19 protein-coding genes are annotated in these 16,761 nt (G+C 28.0%); 17 read left to right on the forward strand and 2 right to left on the reverse strand.

Translation table 11 applies throughout. The annotated features are described in order from the left end of the window. Nucleotides 1-229 precede the first annotated feature (229 nt). Together L3J60_RS07240 and L3J60_RS07245 are read right to left on the reverse strand one after the other, a co-directional pair. Nucleotides 230-904, reverse strand: coding sequence for a LysE family transporter (locus tag L3J60_RS07240; protein ID WP_291974825.1), 675 nt, complete (start codon nt 902-904; stop codon nt 230-232). A gap of 35 nt (nt 905-939) precedes the next feature. Beyond that, entirely contained in the window at nt 940-1,995 is a 1,056-nt protein-coding gene (locus L3J60_RS07245; protein ID WP_291974826.1) for a ferredoxin--NADP reductase, read from the reverse strand. A 122-nt stretch (nt 1,996-2,117) separates the two neighbouring features. Here L3J60_RS07245 and L3J60_RS07250 point away from each other — a divergent pair, with 122 nt between their 5' ends. From L3J60_RS07250 to L3J60_RS07330, 17 genes are all read left to right on the forward strand, one after another. Beyond that, nucleotides 2,118-2,450: a PadR family transcriptional regulator gene (locus L3J60_RS07250; protein ID WP_291974827.1), complete on the forward strand. Its 333-nt coding sequence runs from the start codon at nt 2,118-2,120 to the stop codon at nt 2,448-2,450. Nucleotides 2,451-2,472: 22 nt separating this feature from the next. Beyond that, the gene (locus L3J60_RS07255) at nt 2,473-3,171 is read left to right on the forward strand and encodes a hypothetical protein (RefSeq protein WP_291974828.1); all 699 of its coding nucleotides are present in this window, start codon (nt 2,473-2,475) and stop codon (nt 3,169-3,171) included. Between the two features lie 58 nt (nt 3,172-3,229). After that, nucleotides 3,230-4,702, forward strand: a complete 1,473-nt coding sequence (locus L3J60_RS07260) for a DUF5687 family protein (RefSeq protein WP_291974829.1) — start codon at nt 3,230-3,232, stop codon at nt 4,700-4,702. Nucleotides 4,703-4,727: 25 nt separating this feature from the next. Then, nucleotides 4,728-5,423 (forward strand): ABC transporter ATP-binding protein, encoded by a 696-nt coding sequence (locus L3J60_RS07265; RefSeq protein ID WP_291974830.1) that lies wholly within the window; start codon nt 4,728-4,730, stop codon nt 5,421-5,423. Nucleotides 5,424-5,665: 242 nt separating this feature from the next. Beyond that, nucleotides 5,666-7,849 (forward strand): hypothetical protein, encoded by a 2,184-nt coding sequence (locus L3J60_RS07270; protein ID WP_291974831.1) that lies wholly within the window; start codon nt 5,666-5,668, stop codon nt 7,847-7,849. Between the two features lie 23 nt (nt 7,850-7,872). Further along, complete coding sequence (locus tag L3J60_RS07275; protein ID WP_291974832.1) at nt 7,873-8,271, forward strand: polymer-forming cytoskeletal protein; 399 nt, start codon at nt 7,873-7,875, stop codon at nt 8,269-8,271. Then, nucleotides 8,240-8,470 carry an AtpZ/AtpI family protein gene (locus tag L3J60_RS07280; RefSeq protein WP_291974833.1) on the forward strand — a complete coding sequence of 77 codons (231 nt, stop codon included), beginning with the start codon at nt 8,240-8,242 and terminating at the stop codon, nt 8,468-8,470. The genes L3J60_RS07275 and L3J60_RS07280 overlap by 32 nt, the downstream gene beginning before the upstream one ends. Further along, a complete protein-coding gene (locus L3J60_RS07285) occupies nt 8,454-8,849 on the forward strand; it encodes a DUF6168 family protein (protein ID WP_291974834.1) in 396 nt (131 codons plus the stop codon). The genes L3J60_RS07280 and L3J60_RS07285 overlap by 17 nt, the downstream gene beginning before the upstream one ends. Before the next feature lie 118 nt (nt 8,850-8,967). After that, on the forward strand, nt 8,968-10,068 hold the full coding sequence (gene atpB, locus L3J60_RS07290; RefSeq protein ID WP_291974835.1) for a F0F1 ATP synthase subunit A: 1,101 nt from the start codon (nt 8,968-8,970) through the stop codon (nt 10,066-10,068). A gap of 38 nt (nt 10,069-10,106) precedes the next feature. Beyond that, nucleotides 10,107-10,301 (forward strand): ATP synthase F0 subunit C, encoded by a 195-nt coding sequence (gene atpE, locus L3J60_RS07295; protein ID WP_291974836.1) that lies wholly within the window; start codon nt 10,107-10,109, stop codon nt 10,299-10,301. A gap of 71 nt (nt 10,302-10,372) precedes the next feature. Then, entirely contained in the window at nt 10,373-10,873 is a 501-nt protein-coding gene (locus tag L3J60_RS07300; protein WP_291974837.1) for a F0F1 ATP synthase subunit B, read from the forward strand. A 10-nt stretch (nt 10,874-10,883) separates the two neighbouring features. Continuing rightward, nucleotides 10,884-11,420, forward strand: a complete 537-nt coding sequence (atpH, locus tag L3J60_RS07305) for an ATP synthase F1 subunit delta (RefSeq protein ID WP_291974838.1) — start codon at nt 10,884-10,886, stop codon at nt 11,418-11,420. Between the two features lie 47 nt (nt 11,421-11,467). Beyond that, nucleotides 11,468-13,045 (forward strand): F0F1 ATP synthase subunit alpha, encoded by a 1,578-nt coding sequence (gene atpA, locus L3J60_RS07310; protein WP_291974839.1) that lies wholly within the window; start codon nt 11,468-11,470, stop codon nt 13,043-13,045. A gap of 74 nt (nt 13,046-13,119) precedes the next feature. Beyond that, entirely contained in the window at nt 13,120-13,983 is an 864-nt protein-coding gene (gene atpG / locus L3J60_RS07315; RefSeq protein ID WP_291974840.1) for an ATP synthase F1 subunit gamma, read from the forward strand. A 401-nt stretch (nt 13,984-14,384) separates the two neighbouring features. Beyond that, entirely contained in the window at nt 14,385-14,855 is a 471-nt protein-coding gene (locus tag L3J60_RS07320; protein ID WP_291974841.1) for a hypothetical protein, read from the forward strand. Between the two features lie 105 nt (nt 14,856-14,960). Beyond that, nucleotides 14,961-15,890, forward strand: coding sequence for a hypothetical protein (locus tag L3J60_RS07325; RefSeq protein WP_291974842.1), 930 nt, complete (start codon nt 14,961-14,963; stop codon nt 15,888-15,890). Nucleotides 15,891-16,004: 114 nt separating this feature from the next. After that, nucleotides 16,005-16,760, forward strand: coding sequence for an SDR family NAD(P)-dependent oxidoreductase (locus L3J60_RS07330; RefSeq protein WP_291974843.1), 756 nt, complete (start codon nt 16,005-16,007; stop codon nt 16,758-16,760). The last annotated feature ends 1 nt before the right edge of the window (nt 16,761 follow it).

Genomic DNA, 16,761 nt, shown 5'->3' on the forward strand with positions numbered 1-16,761 from the left:
AATTATTAGCTAGAATTTTTGCAACTATAAAACGACAAACACCTTATGTAGATATACTAAAATATGCTGCCTGAAAATATTTGAAATATATTTGGTGGAGTCATAGAATACGCAATGACGTAGCTTGTTGATTTTCAACCCAGTATTTATTTTCTTACATCGAACTCAGGTTATTAAGAGTTTTAGTTAAGTTAATAAAAATAGTTTTGATTAAATTGAGAATTTGAGATTATTCTACCTTTTCAATAACATGATTAAAAAGCTTATTTTCCTTAGGAAGAAATCCTTTTAAAATTAGCGCAATACCAAAAATCATTAATAAGATTCCCATAGTACGTTTAATTTTATAAGCAACTCGTGGTGTTAATTTCTTTTTAAGTTGTTTAGCTAATAAAATTTTACCAACATCGGTAACTAAATAACTACCTACAATTAAACTAAAGTAGTTAAATATTTTGGTTGGATTCATTTGTAAATTGGCACCAATAACTACAATCATTCCTAACCAAAATGCCAAAACACCAACATTAATAAAATTTAAGAAAAATCCTTTAAAAAATAGTTTTAAGTAATTGGATTTAACTGGTAAATTAATAGTTGTATCGGCTGCAAGTTTTTTATGGCTTTTATCTAAATACACAATTAAACCATAAACTACCAAAATTAATCCCCCAATATAAAACAGTCGAGGATCATCTTTTATTTGTTCTAATAAACTTCTACTTCCGTAATAAGCAATTAATATAAAGGTGATATCGCCCAAAACCACTCCTAAATCGAACACAAAGGCGGCTCTAAATCCTTTTAAAATACTGGTTTGTATTAACATAAAAAATACAGGACCAATCATAAATGCTAAAAAAAAGCCAATAAGTACTGCGTCTTTGATTTCGTAGAATGCCATAGTTATAATAAAAGTGAAAATATACTATTTATTTGTTAAACGTTATCATAATCTACTGTTATTTTTTGGCTAGTTGGATGAGCTTGGCAAGTTAAAACAATGCCATCTTTAACTTCAGCATCGGTTAAAATGGTGTTCTTTTCCATAACAGCACTTCCATCGGTAATTTTTGCCATACAACTACTGCAAATTCCACCTTGACAAGAATACGGAGCATCAACTCCTTCTTTTAAAGCTGCTTTTAAAATAGTAGTTTTTGAATCCATAGTAAAGGTAGTTTTTTCATCATCTACTAAAACTGTTATTTCACAACTTCCTTTAAAGGTATTTGAAATGTTATTTTTAGATGAAATTGGAGTAGAAAATAGTTCAAAATGAATAGTTTCTTCTTTTAAACCGTTAGCAAGTAAAGTAGTTTTTGCATTTTCAATCATGGTTTCTGGTCCACATAAAAAAGCTGTATTAAAAGTGCGATTTTTAAAATTATTTTTTAAAACATAATTTAAATTTCCTTCATCAATTCTACCAAATAAAGCATTTGGTTGTTGCTCTCTACTATAAATATATTGTACAAAAAATTGATTTGCATATTTATTTTGAAGTTGTTCTAATTCCTTTTTAAAAATAGTATCCGCCAAAGTTCTGTTTCCATAAACTAGTGTAAAAGTGCTATTTAATTCTTCAGTTAAAACAGTTTTTATCATGGCCATAATTGGTGTAATTCCGCTTCCTGCAGCAATTCCTAAATAATTTTTATGATTGCTTTTTGAAGTTTCTAATAAAAATTTTCCTTCTGGTTTTGAGACTTCTAAAACATCGTCTTCTTTTAAATTAGAAGTTGCAAAAACAGAAAAAGTGCCATTTTTTACCGCTTTTATTGCAATCCTTAATTCATTGTTATTAGGTTCACTACAAATGGAATAAGCTCTTCTAATTTCTTGTCCGTTAATCTCAGTTTTAATAGTAACATATTGACCTGCAACAAATTGAAAATCATCTTTTAAATCGGTTGGAATATTAAATGAAATTGAAACTGCATTTTCAGTTTCTTTTATCACTTCTTTTATACTGAGCTTGTGAAATTTTGACATCGTAATTTTTCTTTAAAACACAAAAGTAATTAATCTAAATACAATTTTTTGTTAAAAAACACACTTAAGAATATAATACCTAAGAATATTATGTATATATTTGAATGTTGATTTAAATATATATGGGAAATCAAAAATTATATAAAGGCTCTTTACAAACCATCATTTTAAAATTATTAGAACAAAATGATAAAATGTATGGTTATGAAATTACCCAAAAAGTAAAAGAACTTACCAAAGGTGAATTAAATATTACCGAAGGTGCTTTATACCCAGCCTTACATAAATTAGAAGCCGATGGTTTATTAGATGTTGAAATTGCAAAAGTAGATAACCGTTTGCGGAAATATTACAAACTAACAGTGCAAGGAACCAAAGAAACCGTAAATCGTTTAGCTGAACTTGAAGCATTTATTAAAACTATGAAAACTATTGTAAATCCAAAGTTTACTTAATTCATAAACCAAATTGCTAATTATGAAACTTACCAAAGAACAAATACAAAACCTTTATAAATTTACACGTCAACATTATGTAGAACATTATGATTTACAAACAGAATTAGTGGATCATTTAGCAAATGATATTGAAAAAATTTGGGAAGAACAACCTACTTTATCTTTTGAGCAAGCTAAAACTATTTCCTTTAAAAAATTTGGAGTATTTGGGTTTATGGATGTAATAGCAGCTCGTCAAAAAGCAATGAGTAAAAAATATTGGAAAATAATAGGACGGTTTATTAAACAATGGTTTCAACTTCCAAAAATTATACTAACCGCTTTGTTATTTATCTCTTTTTATACCGTTTGTAAAACTACATTTGCAACTAACATTCTTTTAATTGTTTTAATCATTTTAGTTCTGTACGCTTTTTATAAAGGTATTTTATTGAATAAAACTTTAAAAAGAAATTTTAACCAAAATGGTAAAAAATGGATGTTAGAAGAAATGATTTTTAAAACAGGAATGGGATCTTTTATGCTAATACCTGTCAACTTTTTAAATTTTATAAATATTTTTCACAAGGATAATCTGGGGCTTTCAAATGTAGAAGCTCTAGTATATGCTACCTTATTTACCTTTTTAATTATGCTGTTTTACATAGTTTTAGAAGTTTTACCAAAAAAAGCTGAAGAATTATTATTAGAAAATTATCCCGAATATAAATTAGTGTAACAAAATCAATTAAATTTACACGTATAAATAGAAAATTATTACTTAATAAAACCCAAAAATGATACAAAAGTTTTTAAGTTTAGAATGGAAACAGTTTTTTAGAGCTTCCTATTTTCAAAAAGGAATTGCTATAAAAATTCTATTAATATTTGGTGTTCTTTATTTTGGAGGAATTGCTTTGGTACTAGGAAGTTCTCTTTATTTTATTTTAAAAAAAACATTTCCAGAAACTGATCCAATAGTAATTGTAAACAACTTTATAATTTTTTGGTTCTTGTTTGATTTGGTTTTACGGTTTTTTATGCAACAATTACCTGTGATGAACATTAAGCCTTTAATGACCATTCCTATTAAAAAGAAGAGTATTATCCATTATTTATTAGGTAAAACAGCTATTTCATTTTTTAACTTTTTACCGCTGTTTATGTTTCTTCCTTTTAGCATAGTGCTACTTATTAAAAACTATCCACCATTACACGTAATTCCCTGGTTTTTTGCTATGCTATTTTTAACCTATTGCATTAATTTTATCAACTTTTTGGTAAATAAAATTAATGCTGTTTTTTATGGATTACTTTCTGTTTTGGTTGTATTTATAGCTTTAGAATATTTTAATGTTTTTCAAATTTCAAAACCTATTGGAGTTGCTTTTAACGCATTGTATAATCATCCAATATTAATAATTATCCCAGCTTTGTTATTAGTTGGATTGTATTATTGGAATTTTAAGTTTATAAAAAGTGATTTATATGTAGATGGAAAAGTTTCAAAAACAATAAAAGAAGTAAAAACAACCGATTTATCTTGGATGGATAGATTTGGGAGTGTTGCCCCTTTTTTAAAAAATGATGTAAAATTAATTTGGCGAAATGCACGCCCACGGCAAGTTGTTATGATGTCTTTTCTGTTTTTATTTTACGGACTACTATTTTATACACAACCAACCTATCAAAAAAATCCTACTTTACTAGCTTTTGCATCTATGTTTATAACAGGTGGTTTTCTATTGTCATTTGGTCAATTAGTTCCTTCTTGGGATAGCGAATATTATAAATTATTAATGAGTCAAAATATTCCGTATAAAAAATATTTAGAATCTAAATGGTATTTAATGGTTGTTGCAGTATCTATTTCATTCATTTTAAGCACACCTTATATCTATTTTGGATGGAAAATATTTGGGATGATTACCGCCGGAGCACTTTTTAATATCGGTTTAAACTCATTTATAACATTATTTGGTGGTGCTTTAAACAGAGTTCCCATTGAGTTGAATGTAAAAGCAAAAGCATTTAGCAATACTAACGGATTTAATCCAACACAAATGTTAATCGCCCTACCGAAAGTGGCATTGCCAATGTTGCTTTTTTATATTCCTTATAAAATATTCAGTTTTAATATCGGAATTTTAGCCCTTGGTTTAAGCGGAGTTTTAGGAATTATCTTTAGAAATTTCTTTTTAAATAAAATTGAAAGCATTTATCAAAAAGGGAAATATAAAACCATAGCGGCATACAACGAAAAAAATTAATCAACTTCAAAAAAAATAGCAAAAAATGATAATCGTAACTAATCTCACAAAAAAATATAATAACATTCGAGTTTTAAATATTGAAAATTTAACCATTCCTGAAGGACAAACTTTTGGATTGGTTGGAAACAACGGAGCAGGAAAAACTACTTTTTTTAATTTAATGCTCGATTTAATAAGTCCAACCACAGGTTTTATTACTAACAAAAATATTCAGGTAAATAAAAGTGAAGACTGGAAGCCTTTCACATCGGCATTTATTGATGAAAGCTTTTTAATAGGTTATTTAACTCCGGAAGAATACTTTTATTTTATTGGTGAATTACGTGGATTAAACAAAGCGGATGTCAATTCATTTTTACAACAGTTTAAAGAAATTTTTAACGATGAAATTTTAGGGAAGAAAAAATATTTAAGAGACTTATCTAAAGGAAATCAAAAAAAAGCAGGAATTGTTTCCGCATTAATTGGAAATCCTGAAGTAATTGTTTTAGATGAACCTTTTGCAAATTTAGATCCAACTACACAAATTCGATTAAAAAAATTGTTAAAAAATTTAGTTCAAAATAGTAACTCAACCGTGCTTATTTCGAGTCACGATTTAGGTCATATAACCGAAGTTTGTGATAGAATTGTGGTGTTAGATAAAGGTGATGTAGTTAAAGATATTGAAACCTCAACCGAAACTTTAAAAGAATTAGAAGCCTATTTTTCAGTATAAATACTATAAAAAATAGACCTATTGTGAATTATTATTTTAAGTTTTACTCTGATGTTCGTTAGATTAAAATGCTGAATTTTCTTTTGTCAAAAACCTATATCATCTATCAAATTACTATTTTCGATACAATTTTTGTTCATTCCATTTACAAAAATCACTCAAATTGACGTAATTTTGTATTTTTACCATCCTTTAACAATAAAAGCTATAAATAATAAGTTAAAGGGCTAAACAGTTTATATTTGAAAACCAACTTTAAAATACCTACTTTTTTACTCGTAATTTTAGTTGTAATAAGTTGTTCAACTAAAAAAGATGCTTTTTTAAACAGAACCTTTCATTCAGTTTCCACAAAATACAATGTATTGTATAATGGTAATGTTGCTTTACAAAAAGGATTAATAGAATTAAACCAAAATTATAAAGATAATTATTGGAAAATATTACCAATTGAACCTTTAAAAGTAGATAAACTTGCTTTACCTGGAATGAAATTAGATGCTGATGCTTCACCTAAAGAATTTGATAAAGCTGAAGAAAAAGCGGTAAAAGCAGTTCAAAAACATTCTATGTTAATTGCTAGGCAAGAACGAAATAATCAAATAGACGATGCCTATTTATTATTAGGTAAAGCACGTTATTATTCAAAACGGTTTGTACCCGCTTTAGAAGCTTTTAATTTTGTGCTTTTACATTATCCAAATGCAAGTTTAATTAATGAAACTAAAATTTGGCAAGCAAAAACATTGGTTCGTTTACAAAATCCTGAACAAGCAATTGACAATTTAAAAATGCTTCTTAAACACAAAGATTTAAAAAATATTATTAAAGAAGAAGCACATACCGCAATAGCAATGGCTTATGTTGCTACAGATAGTTTGCCACAAGAAATTATTCATTTAAACAAAGCTGTTAAATTTGAAGATAATAAAGAACAAACCGCACGTAATTTATTTGTATTAGGACAATTATATCAACAAAAAAAGGAAATAGATTCTTCTAATATTGCCTTTCAAAAATTAATCGATTTTAAAAAAGCACCTTATAAATACAAAATTCATGCAGCTATAGAAAAAGCAAAAAATGCAACTACTAAAGAAGAAAAAACAATTACTATTTCTGATTTTAAAAAACGAATTAAAGATAGAGATAATCGTCCGTATTTAGATGCATTATATTATCAATTAGGAAACTTGCAACTTACTAATAACGATTCCATTGCTACTCTAAGCTTTAAAAAAGCGTTACTAAATAGTAAAGCCCCAAATTTTCAAAAAGAATTGGCTTATCAAGCTTTAGGAACCATTTATTTTAACAATGCAAATTACGTAACTGCGGGTGCTTATTACGATAGCATTTTGGCAATTACCAAAAACACAAATACCAAAAGAATAAGACATATAAAACGTAAAAGAGAAAATTTAAATGAAGTTATTTCTTACGAAAAAATTGTAAAAGTAACGGACAGCATTTTAAATGTTGTGGGCATGACTACACAACAACAAACCGATTTTTATACCAATTATATTGAAAAGTTAAAAAAAGCTGATGAGCAAAAGCAACAAAAAATAAATACTGGAAATGCCTTATTTGCAAATGGAGATAATTTATCCAAACAAGGAATAGGCAATTCTGGAAAATGGTATTTTTATAATGTGCAAACCGTAGGTTTTGGTATGCAAGAATTTAAAAAAATATGGGGAAACCGTCCGTTAGAAGATAATTGGAGATTAAGTAATAAAACACAAATTAATATTGCTGCCATAAAAAACTTAAACACTAAAAGCGAAAAAGTAGTAGATGCATCTAAAAAATATGATTTAAAATTTTATTTAGATAAAATTCCTACAGATAAAAAACAAATTGACAGTATAAAAGTAGTTCGAAATAATGCTTATTATAAATTAGGATTAATTTATAAAGAGCAATTTAATGAATATAAATTAGCTACAAATAAATTAGAAAAATTACTCACTTTTAAACCTTCTAAAGATTTAGAGTTACCAGCAAAATTTCATTTGTATAAAATTTATGAAAAACTAAAAAGTAGAAAAGCCACTTTGTATAAAAATGACATTGTAACTAATTTCCCAAATTCAAAATACGCCAAACTAATTATTAATCCGAAATTGTTGTTGGCTAAAAATGATGAAAATTCTCCCGAAAAAATTTACGAAAAATTATACTATCAATATAAAGATGAAGCTTATGATGAGGTTATTAAAAAAGCAGATTCTTCTATAAGCTTATATGAAGGACAAGCAATTGTTCCTAAATTTGAATTGCTAAAAGCTTATGCTATTGGTAAAAAAGATGGTTTAAAAGCTTTTAAAGAAGCATTAAATTTTGTTGCTATGAATTATCCAAACACCAACGAAGGCAAAAAAGCCTTTAAAATGGTAAATAAATTAAAAGCAAAATTATAGCAAACCCTAATAAAATTTTAAAGATGTTTTCAGAAAAAAAAGAAAAAACTAACCAAGCAACAGAACGAAACGTAATTAGTAAAAATACTTCTATAAAAGGAGATATTATTTCCGAAGGAGATTTTAGAGTAGAAGGTAGTATTGAAGGAACTATTAAAACTGCCGGACGCGTAGTAATTGGCGTTTCAGGAAGTATTAAAGGTAAAGTTACTTGTAATAATGCTGATATTGATGGAAAATTTTCTGGCGAATTATTGGTAAATAATTTGCTAACCCTAAAAGCAACTGCACAAATTTCAGGTGATGTAGTTATCAGTAAATTATCTGTTGAACCTGGTGCAGAATTTAATGCAACTTGTACTATGAAAGGAGCTGTTAAGGAATTAAAAAATGGAAAAACAACCAAAGAAAAAACAGCTTAATAAATATTTACAATTAACTAGCATTGTTTTTCAAATGGGTGTAACCATTTATGCTGGAGCATATCTCGGTAAAAAATTAGATGCACATTTTAATCCTTCTAAAAAAACATTTACATTAATTGGTACGCTGTTGGCTTTGTTAATATCACTTTATAACGTTTTAAATCAAGTAAAAAAAATTAATGAAACTAACGATTAATTTAGCTTTAGATTTTAGTATAAAACTATTTTTAACTCTTTTAGTGGTATTTGCTATACACCTAACTATATTAAACACCTTAAACCTTCCTTTATTTAATAATAAAATTATACTTGCATATGTGGTAAATTTTTTAATGGCTTCTGGAATATTTACATTTCTCTATTTCCTTAATAAAAAGCAAGGAAGTTATATCGGTTTTATTTACTTAGGAGGTAGTTTTTTAAAATTTATACTGTTTTTCTTATTATTTTATCCTTCTTATAGAGAAGATGGTATAATTACAAAACCCGAATTATTTTCATTTTTAATCCCTTATTTTTTATGTTTAATTATGGAAACTTATTCCTTAGCTAAATTAATGAATAACAATAAATAACATTCGTAAACTGACTTAAAATAATACCCCATAAATACGGTCTAAAATTATTTTTTAGTTTCTAATTTAAAAACATATATTTGCAAAATATTTATAGGAAACACTAGTAAAAAGTGATATGTATAAAAGAAACTTGGTAAAAACCCTTACTTTACTACTTTTAGTAGTTGCATTTTCAGTAAATGCTCAGCATGAACCTGCTACAAGCACTCATGAAAAACAAGCATCTTCTAAAAAAGATTATAAAGCAGAAATAAAAGCAGAAATAAAACATCACGTAAAAGATTCTTATTATTTTGATTTTAATTCAAATTCTGAAACAGGTGAGTATAATGGTTTTTCATTACCCGTAATTTTATATGATAACGGTCTTCAAGTTTTTATGTCATCAAAATTTGCTCACGGAAAAAAAGTTGCAGAAGTAGGCGGAAATTACTATAAATTATATCATAATAAAATTTATAAAACGGATGCCGAAGGTGTTTTACAATTTGATGAACATCATCATCCTACTAATATAAAACCATTAGATTTTTCAATTACAAAAACTGTTGTAGGAATTATTATAGTTTCAATATTGGTGTTTTGGTTATTTGTAAGTTTGGCTAAATCCTATGCTAAAAACGGAGCAATACCAAAAGGAATTGGTCGCTTTTTTGAACCCTTAGTTATTTATATTAGAGATGAAATAGCCATACCAAGTATTGGGCATAAGCATTATAAAAAGTATATGCCTTTTTTGCTAACAGTTTTCTTTTTTGTATGGTTTTCAAATTTAATAGGTATTACACCCTTTGGTTTAAATGTTACAGGTAATTTAGCGGTAACAGCCGCTTTAGCATTTTTAACCTTTATAATTACTCAATTTACCTCTAAACCAAATTATTGGAAACATATATTTTGGATGCCAGGTGTGCCTTGGATTATGAAAATTGTATTAGCACCAATTGAATTGCTTGGAGTTTTTATAAAACCATTTGCCTTAACGTTACGTTTGTTTGCAAACATCTTTGCAGGTCATATGGTAATTTATAGTTTATTAGGTTTAATTTTTATTTTTCACAGTTTTATAGGAGGAAGTTTAAGTTTTGGTTTAGCATTAGTAATTTCAGTTTTAGAATTATTAGTAGCTATTTTACAAGCATATATATTTACTATGTTATCAGCATTATACTTTGGAATGGCATCTGAAGAACATGAAATGGAGCATACTGAATAATTTTAAAATAGAATGTTTAATTAATTAATATATATATTATGGGACAAATTCCAGTAATGGTAGGTGCAGGTTTAATAGTAATTGGAGCAGGTATTGGTATCGGTAGAATCGGTGGTTCTGCTATGGATGCAATTGCTCGTCAACCTGAAGCATATGGAAAAATTCAAACCGCAATGTTAATTGCAGCAGCCCTTGTAGAAGGTATTGCTTTTGCAGCATTATTTGCAGTTTAATTTTAAAAACAAAAGCTATAACGGTTGGTTATAGCTTTTGTTTCAATTTTAAAAAACTCTTTAATTAAATTATGGAAAAATTAGTAAATCTATTTTCTTACGGATTGTTTTTTTGGCAAATATTATTGTTTTTAGCTTTATTACTATTGCTTAAAAAGTTTGCTTGGAAACCAATTTTAAATGCTATTGATGAGCGTGAAGAAGGTATTAAAAACGCCTTAGATGAAGCTGAAAATGCACGTAAAGAAATGCAAAACCTTACCGCAGATAACGAACGTATTTTAAAAGAAGCACGTATGCAACGTGATTCGCTTTTAAAAGAAGCTCGTGAAATGAAAGAAAGTATGATTTCTGAAGCTAAAAGTGAAGCACAACAACAAGCTCAAAAAGTTATTGACCAAGCTAAAACAAGTATAGAAGCTGAAAAACAAGCTGCTATTGCTGATATAAAAAATCAAGTTGCAGAACTATCTATTGGCATTGCTGAAAAAGTAATTAAAAACGAATTAGCTGATAAAGACAAACAAGTAAAACTTGTTGAAGAAATGTTAAAAGAAATAACGATACGTTAATTTATAACAGATGAGTGGAACTAGAGCAGCTTTAAGATACGCAAAAGCAATTTTAAATTTTGCAGTTGAACAACATAAGGAAGATCAAATTAATAATGATATGTTATTAATTGTAAACACTTTAGATGAAAATAAAGATTTACAATTAATGATTAACAATCCTATTTTAAAATCAAATTTAAAAAAGGATACTTTAAAAGCTATATTTTCATCTCACGTATCCTCTTTAACTATAAGCTCAATTAATCTTTTAATAGATAATAACAGATTATCTATTTTAAATGAAGTTGCTAAAAAATACAGCATTATTTATGATGAACTTAAAGGAAAAGAAATTGCAAAAATAACTACTGCAATCCCATTAAATTCAGTTTTAAATAAACAAGTTTTAGATAAAGTAAAAGAAATTACAGGAAAACAAGCAACTATTGAAAATAGTATTAATCCAGATATTATTGGCGGATTTATCCTTCGTATAGGAGATATTCAATACGATGCAAGTATTGCAAATAAATTACAAAGTTTAAAAAGACAATTTGAAAACTAAAATTATTTCAAATTTAAAAAAGAATAAAGTTTTAAAAAAAGTAAAAAATGGCATCAATAAAACCAGCTGAAGTATCAGCGATTTTAAAACAACAATTAGCAGGGTTTGATTCTACTGCATCATTAGATGAAGTTGGAACAGTTTTACAAATAGGTGACGGTATTGTTCGTGCTTATGGTTTAGCTAACGTAGAATATGGCGAATTGGTAGAATTTGAAGGCGGATTAGAAGGTATTGTTTTGAACTTAGAAGAAGACAATGTTGGTATTGTGCTTTTAGGACATTCAGAAAGTATTAAAGAAGGATCCACAGTAAAACGAACCAAAAGAATAGCCTCCCTTAATATTGGAGAAGGTATTGTTGGCCGTGTAGTAGATACCTTAGGAAATCCTATTGATGGAAAAGGTCCTATTTCTGGAGAAACTATTGAAATGCCATTAGAACGAAAAGCTCCAGGTGTAATTTACAGAGAACCTGTAACTGAGCCTTTACAAACAGGTATTAAAGCAATTGACGCTATGATTCCTATTGGAAGAGGACAAAGAGAACTTATTATTGGCGACCGTCAAACGGGTAAATCTACCGTTGCAATTGATACCATAATTAATCAAAAAGAATTTTATGATGCTGGCGAACCAGTATATTGTATTTATGTAGCTATTGGTCAAAAAGCATCAACAGTTGCCGGTATTGTAAGCTTATTAGAAGAAAAAGGAGCTTTAGCATACACTACAATTGTTGCTGCAAATGCTTCTGATTCAGCACCTATGCAAGTTTATGCTCCTTTTGCAGGAGCTGCAATTGGTGAATATTTTAGAGACCAAGGGCATTCTGCTTTAATAATTTATGATGATTTATCTAAACAAGCCGTAGCTTATCGTGAAATTTCATTATTGTTACGTCGCCCACCAGGACGTGAAGCATACCCTGGAGATGTATTCTATTTACATTCTCGCTTATTGGAACGTGCAGCAAAAATTATTAATGATGATACTATTGCTGCTCAAATGAATGATGTTCCAAGTGTTTTAAAAGGAAAAGTAAAAGGTGGAGGTTCTTTAACTGCATTACCAATTATTGAAACTCAAGCCGGTGATGTTTCGGCCTATATTCCAACCAATGTAATTTCAATTACTGATGGACAAATATTCTTAGAATCTGATTTATTTAATTCTGGTGTTCGCCCAGCAATTAATGTAGGTATTTCCGTATCTCGTGTTGGGGGAAATGCTCAAATTAAATCTATGAAAAAAGTAGCTGGAACTTTAAAATTAGACCAAGCTCAATATAGAGAATTAGAAGCTTTTTCAAAATTCGGATCAGATTTAGATGCTGCTACTTTGAATGTAATTGAAAAAGGAAAACGAAATGTGGAGATTTTAAAACAAAAACAAGCTACTCCATTTAAAGTAGAAGACCAAGTAGCAATTATTTATGCGGGTTCAAAAAATTTATTAAAAAATGTTCCTGTTGATAAAGTTAAGGAATTCGAAAAAGATTATCTTGAATATCTTAATGCTAAACACAGAGATACATTAGATATATTAAAAGCTGGAAAATTAACGGATGAAGTAATTGATATTTTAACCAATGCTGCAAACGAAATTTCTGCAAAATATGCATAATTAAGATTTTAGTACTGAGTATTGAGAAGTGTAATTCTCAATACTTAATACTCAATACTTAATACTAAATATAAATGGCAAACTTAAAAGAAATACGAAACAGAATTACCTCTATTGGTTCAACTATGCAAATTACCAGTGCCATGAAAATGGTATCGGCAGCAAAGTTGAAAAAAGCACAAAGTGCAATTACTAAAATGAAGCCTTATGCTAATAAGCTAACAGAACTTTTACAAGGTTTAAGTGCATCATTAGATAATGAAACAGGAGGTGTTTATTCCGAACAACGAAAAATTTCTAAAGTTTTATTAGTCGTTATAAATTCAAACAGAGGATTGTGTGGTGGTTTCAACGCAAATATTGTTAAAGAAGTAGAACATTTAATTGAAAATAGTTATCAAAATAAACAAGTTGATCTATTAACAATTGGTAAAAAAGGATATGATCTTCTTAAAAAAACACATACTATAATTGATAATAAAAGTGATGTTTTTGATGAATTAACTTTTGGAAATGTTGCAGTTATTGCAGAAAATATTATGCAATTATTTGCAGAAGGTAACTATGATAAAATACAATTGGTGTATAATCAATTTAAGAATGCTGCTACTCAAATTCCTACAATTGAAGATTATTTACCAATTAAACCTGAAGCAGGAAGTGATGCTAAACCCAATTTAGATTTTATTTTTGAACCTTCAAAAGCTGAAATAGTATTAGAATTAATACCAAAATCTTTAAAAACACAGCTTTATAAAGCAATTAGAGATTCCTTTGCTGCTGAACACGGAGCTCGTATGACGGCAATGCATAAAGCTACAGATAATGCTACAGAATTACGCGACGATTTATTATTAATGTATAATAAAGCTCGTCAAGCTGCAATTACTAATGAAATTTTAGAAATTGTTAGTGGTGCTGATGCACTTAATAATTAGGCAGAACGTTAGTGTAGCCAAATTTTCAATAAGCTAAGGCACTTAATAATTAGAGAAACTTTAGTTAAGGTGCGTTTTTTACAATAATGTAACTTAACAACCTGAGTTCGATGTAAGAAAACAAGTTGTGTACGGAAAATCAACAAGCTACGTCATTGCGATGAATGAAGCAAAGCGAAATGAGGAAGCAATCTTATTTTTATGAAAAAATTGCTTCAAATTATAGCACTACGTTTACAATTTTCACAATGACATTTTGATTTTCAGTTATTTAAAGTAAATCCTTAGGTTGGACTCAGGTTAACAAGTAAAATTAAATAATTAAAAGTCTGTCATAAAAATGATAGACTTTTTGTATTTTGGTATATCCTTTGCTACTGAATCGTTAAATATTCATTACTATGAAAATTCTTAAAATAATTTCCGTTTTTACAGTTATTTCAACATTATTTTTTTGTTGTAGTGCTACCAATACTAAAACAATGCAAAAAATGCAAAAAAATCCTCCTTTCAAAATAATAAGTTCTGAGGTTACAGATTGGGTTGGCGGTCAACCTGGAGTTAGAGGAATAAAAGTTTCTATTAAAGTTGATAATAAAGATATTAAACTAGATAGTATTTATTTCAGAAATCAAAAAGCAGCTCTAGAATTAGTAGCCAATTCAAATCCACCTGAATATATTAGTGTTTTTATTACTTCTTCTAGAGGTATTAATGATTTTATTATAGATAAAGATGCTACAAAAGAGTTTGGTAATAAATCAAAATCAGTACAAGAAAAAATTCCTTTTAAATTACAAAATAACGAAGCTATAGTAAGTTATCAAAAACAATCAAAATTCTTTTTTTACAAAATAAAAAATTTAAAATAGTTAGTTAACTATTTGAAATACTACATATTATAATTATATAAAAAAATCTTATTCTTTTTGGCACGAAAATTGAAATTTCAATAACGTAACCAAAAATAAATAAGTATGAAAACTTTAAAATTACTTTTCGCAATAGTAGTAACTAGCATAATAGCTACTTCGTGTAGTGTTGTTGTAGATGATTTTAACAACCCAAACTCAAACTATGTTTCTCTTGAAGAAATAGTTTCTTCATACGATTTATGGTATATAGATTATAATAGAACTACAGGTCAAGGCGATGTACCTTTTTTATCTAAAGCATTTACTATTTCTTTTTTAAATGGAAAATTATATGCTAACAATAATTTAGTTGGAATTGGTGCTACAGGAAATGGCTACGGAATACAAGTTGGAAATTATAATACTTATAATGGAAGTTTAGAAATAAATCATGATTTAGATGGATATTTTGATTTTGACGTTATACAACTTTCTGGCAATCAAATAAAACTAATAGATAATTTTGATAATGTAACGTATTATTTAGAAGGATATCAAAAAAATACTTTTGATTATGATCAAATATTCTATGATAATATTGAATATTTTTTACAAGAATATGACGCTTGGGAAAAAACAAATATAAGTGATAATGGAGAAGTGAATGCTTTTGATAACGAAAACTTTCTACAATTTACCCCAGAAGATATTACCACATTTTACTCTTCACAAGATGAAGTTGGCACAACTATTGATAATTTATTATGGGATTATGTAGGGAACTATTCTGTAGCAGATGTACAAGGTTATGATAATCTAAAAATTTTAACATTAGATTATGATTTCGGAGATACTGAAGAGTTTGAATTAACCGTTATAAATGATGAAACCATAAGTTTATACCAAATAAGTTCAGGTACAACGTATGAGTTTACAGGCAGAGGGTATATCCAGTATTTAAAATCTAGTAAAAACAAAAATACTGTAAGTAATACAGGTAGAAAACGAACTAAAGTAAAAAGAGAAACAAAAATTAGAAGACATTTAAAATAAAGTTTGGTTAGTTGATTTTTGATTGGTTATTTAAAATAACCAATTGATGAAAACCGCTCCTTAAAAGAGCGGTTTTTTTGTACCTTTATTCCTGTAAATTTTAAAAATATAAAAATGCCTAATAAAACTGCTTTTATAACAGGAGCAACCTCAGGAATTGGAAGAGCAACTGCCAAAATTCTTGCAAAAAATAATATCAATTTAATTTTATGTGGAAGACGAAAAGAAAGATTAACTGCTTTAAAAGAAGCATTAAGTAAACTTACAAAAGTTACCACCTTGCAATTTGATGTTCGTAATAAAACAGAAGTATTTAATGCGGTAAATTCTCTTCCTAAAGAATTCCAAAATATTGATATTTTAATAAATAATGCCGGTAACGCACATGGTTTAAGCACTATTCAAGATGGAAATTTAGACGATTGGGATGCTATGATTGATGGTAACGTAAAAGGCTTGTTATATGTTACCAAAGCAATTCTTCCAAAAATGATTGCCAAAAATGATGGATTTATTATAAATATAGGCTCCATTGCAGGTAAAGAAGTTTATCCTAATGGAAATGTATATTGTGCATCTAAGTTTGCTGTAAACGCTTTAAATAAAGCTATGCGTATAGATTTAAATAAACACAATATTAGAGTTTGTGCTATTCATCCTGGTGCCGTAGAAACTGAATTTTCTGAAGTTCGTTTTAAAGGAGATAAAGAACGTGCAAAATCTGTGTATTCTGGGTACAAAGCACTACAACCTGAAGACATAGCAGATATTATTTATTTTGTAATTAGCAGACCGTATCATGTAAATATTGAAGATTTAATTGTGTACCCAACAGCACAAGCCAGTGCTACTATTATAAATAAAGAATAAG

It is taken from the genome of Lutibacter sp. (assembly GCF_021647475.1).
Lineage (GTDB): Bacteria > Bacteroidota > Bacteroidia > Flavobacteriales > Flavobacteriaceae > Lutibacter.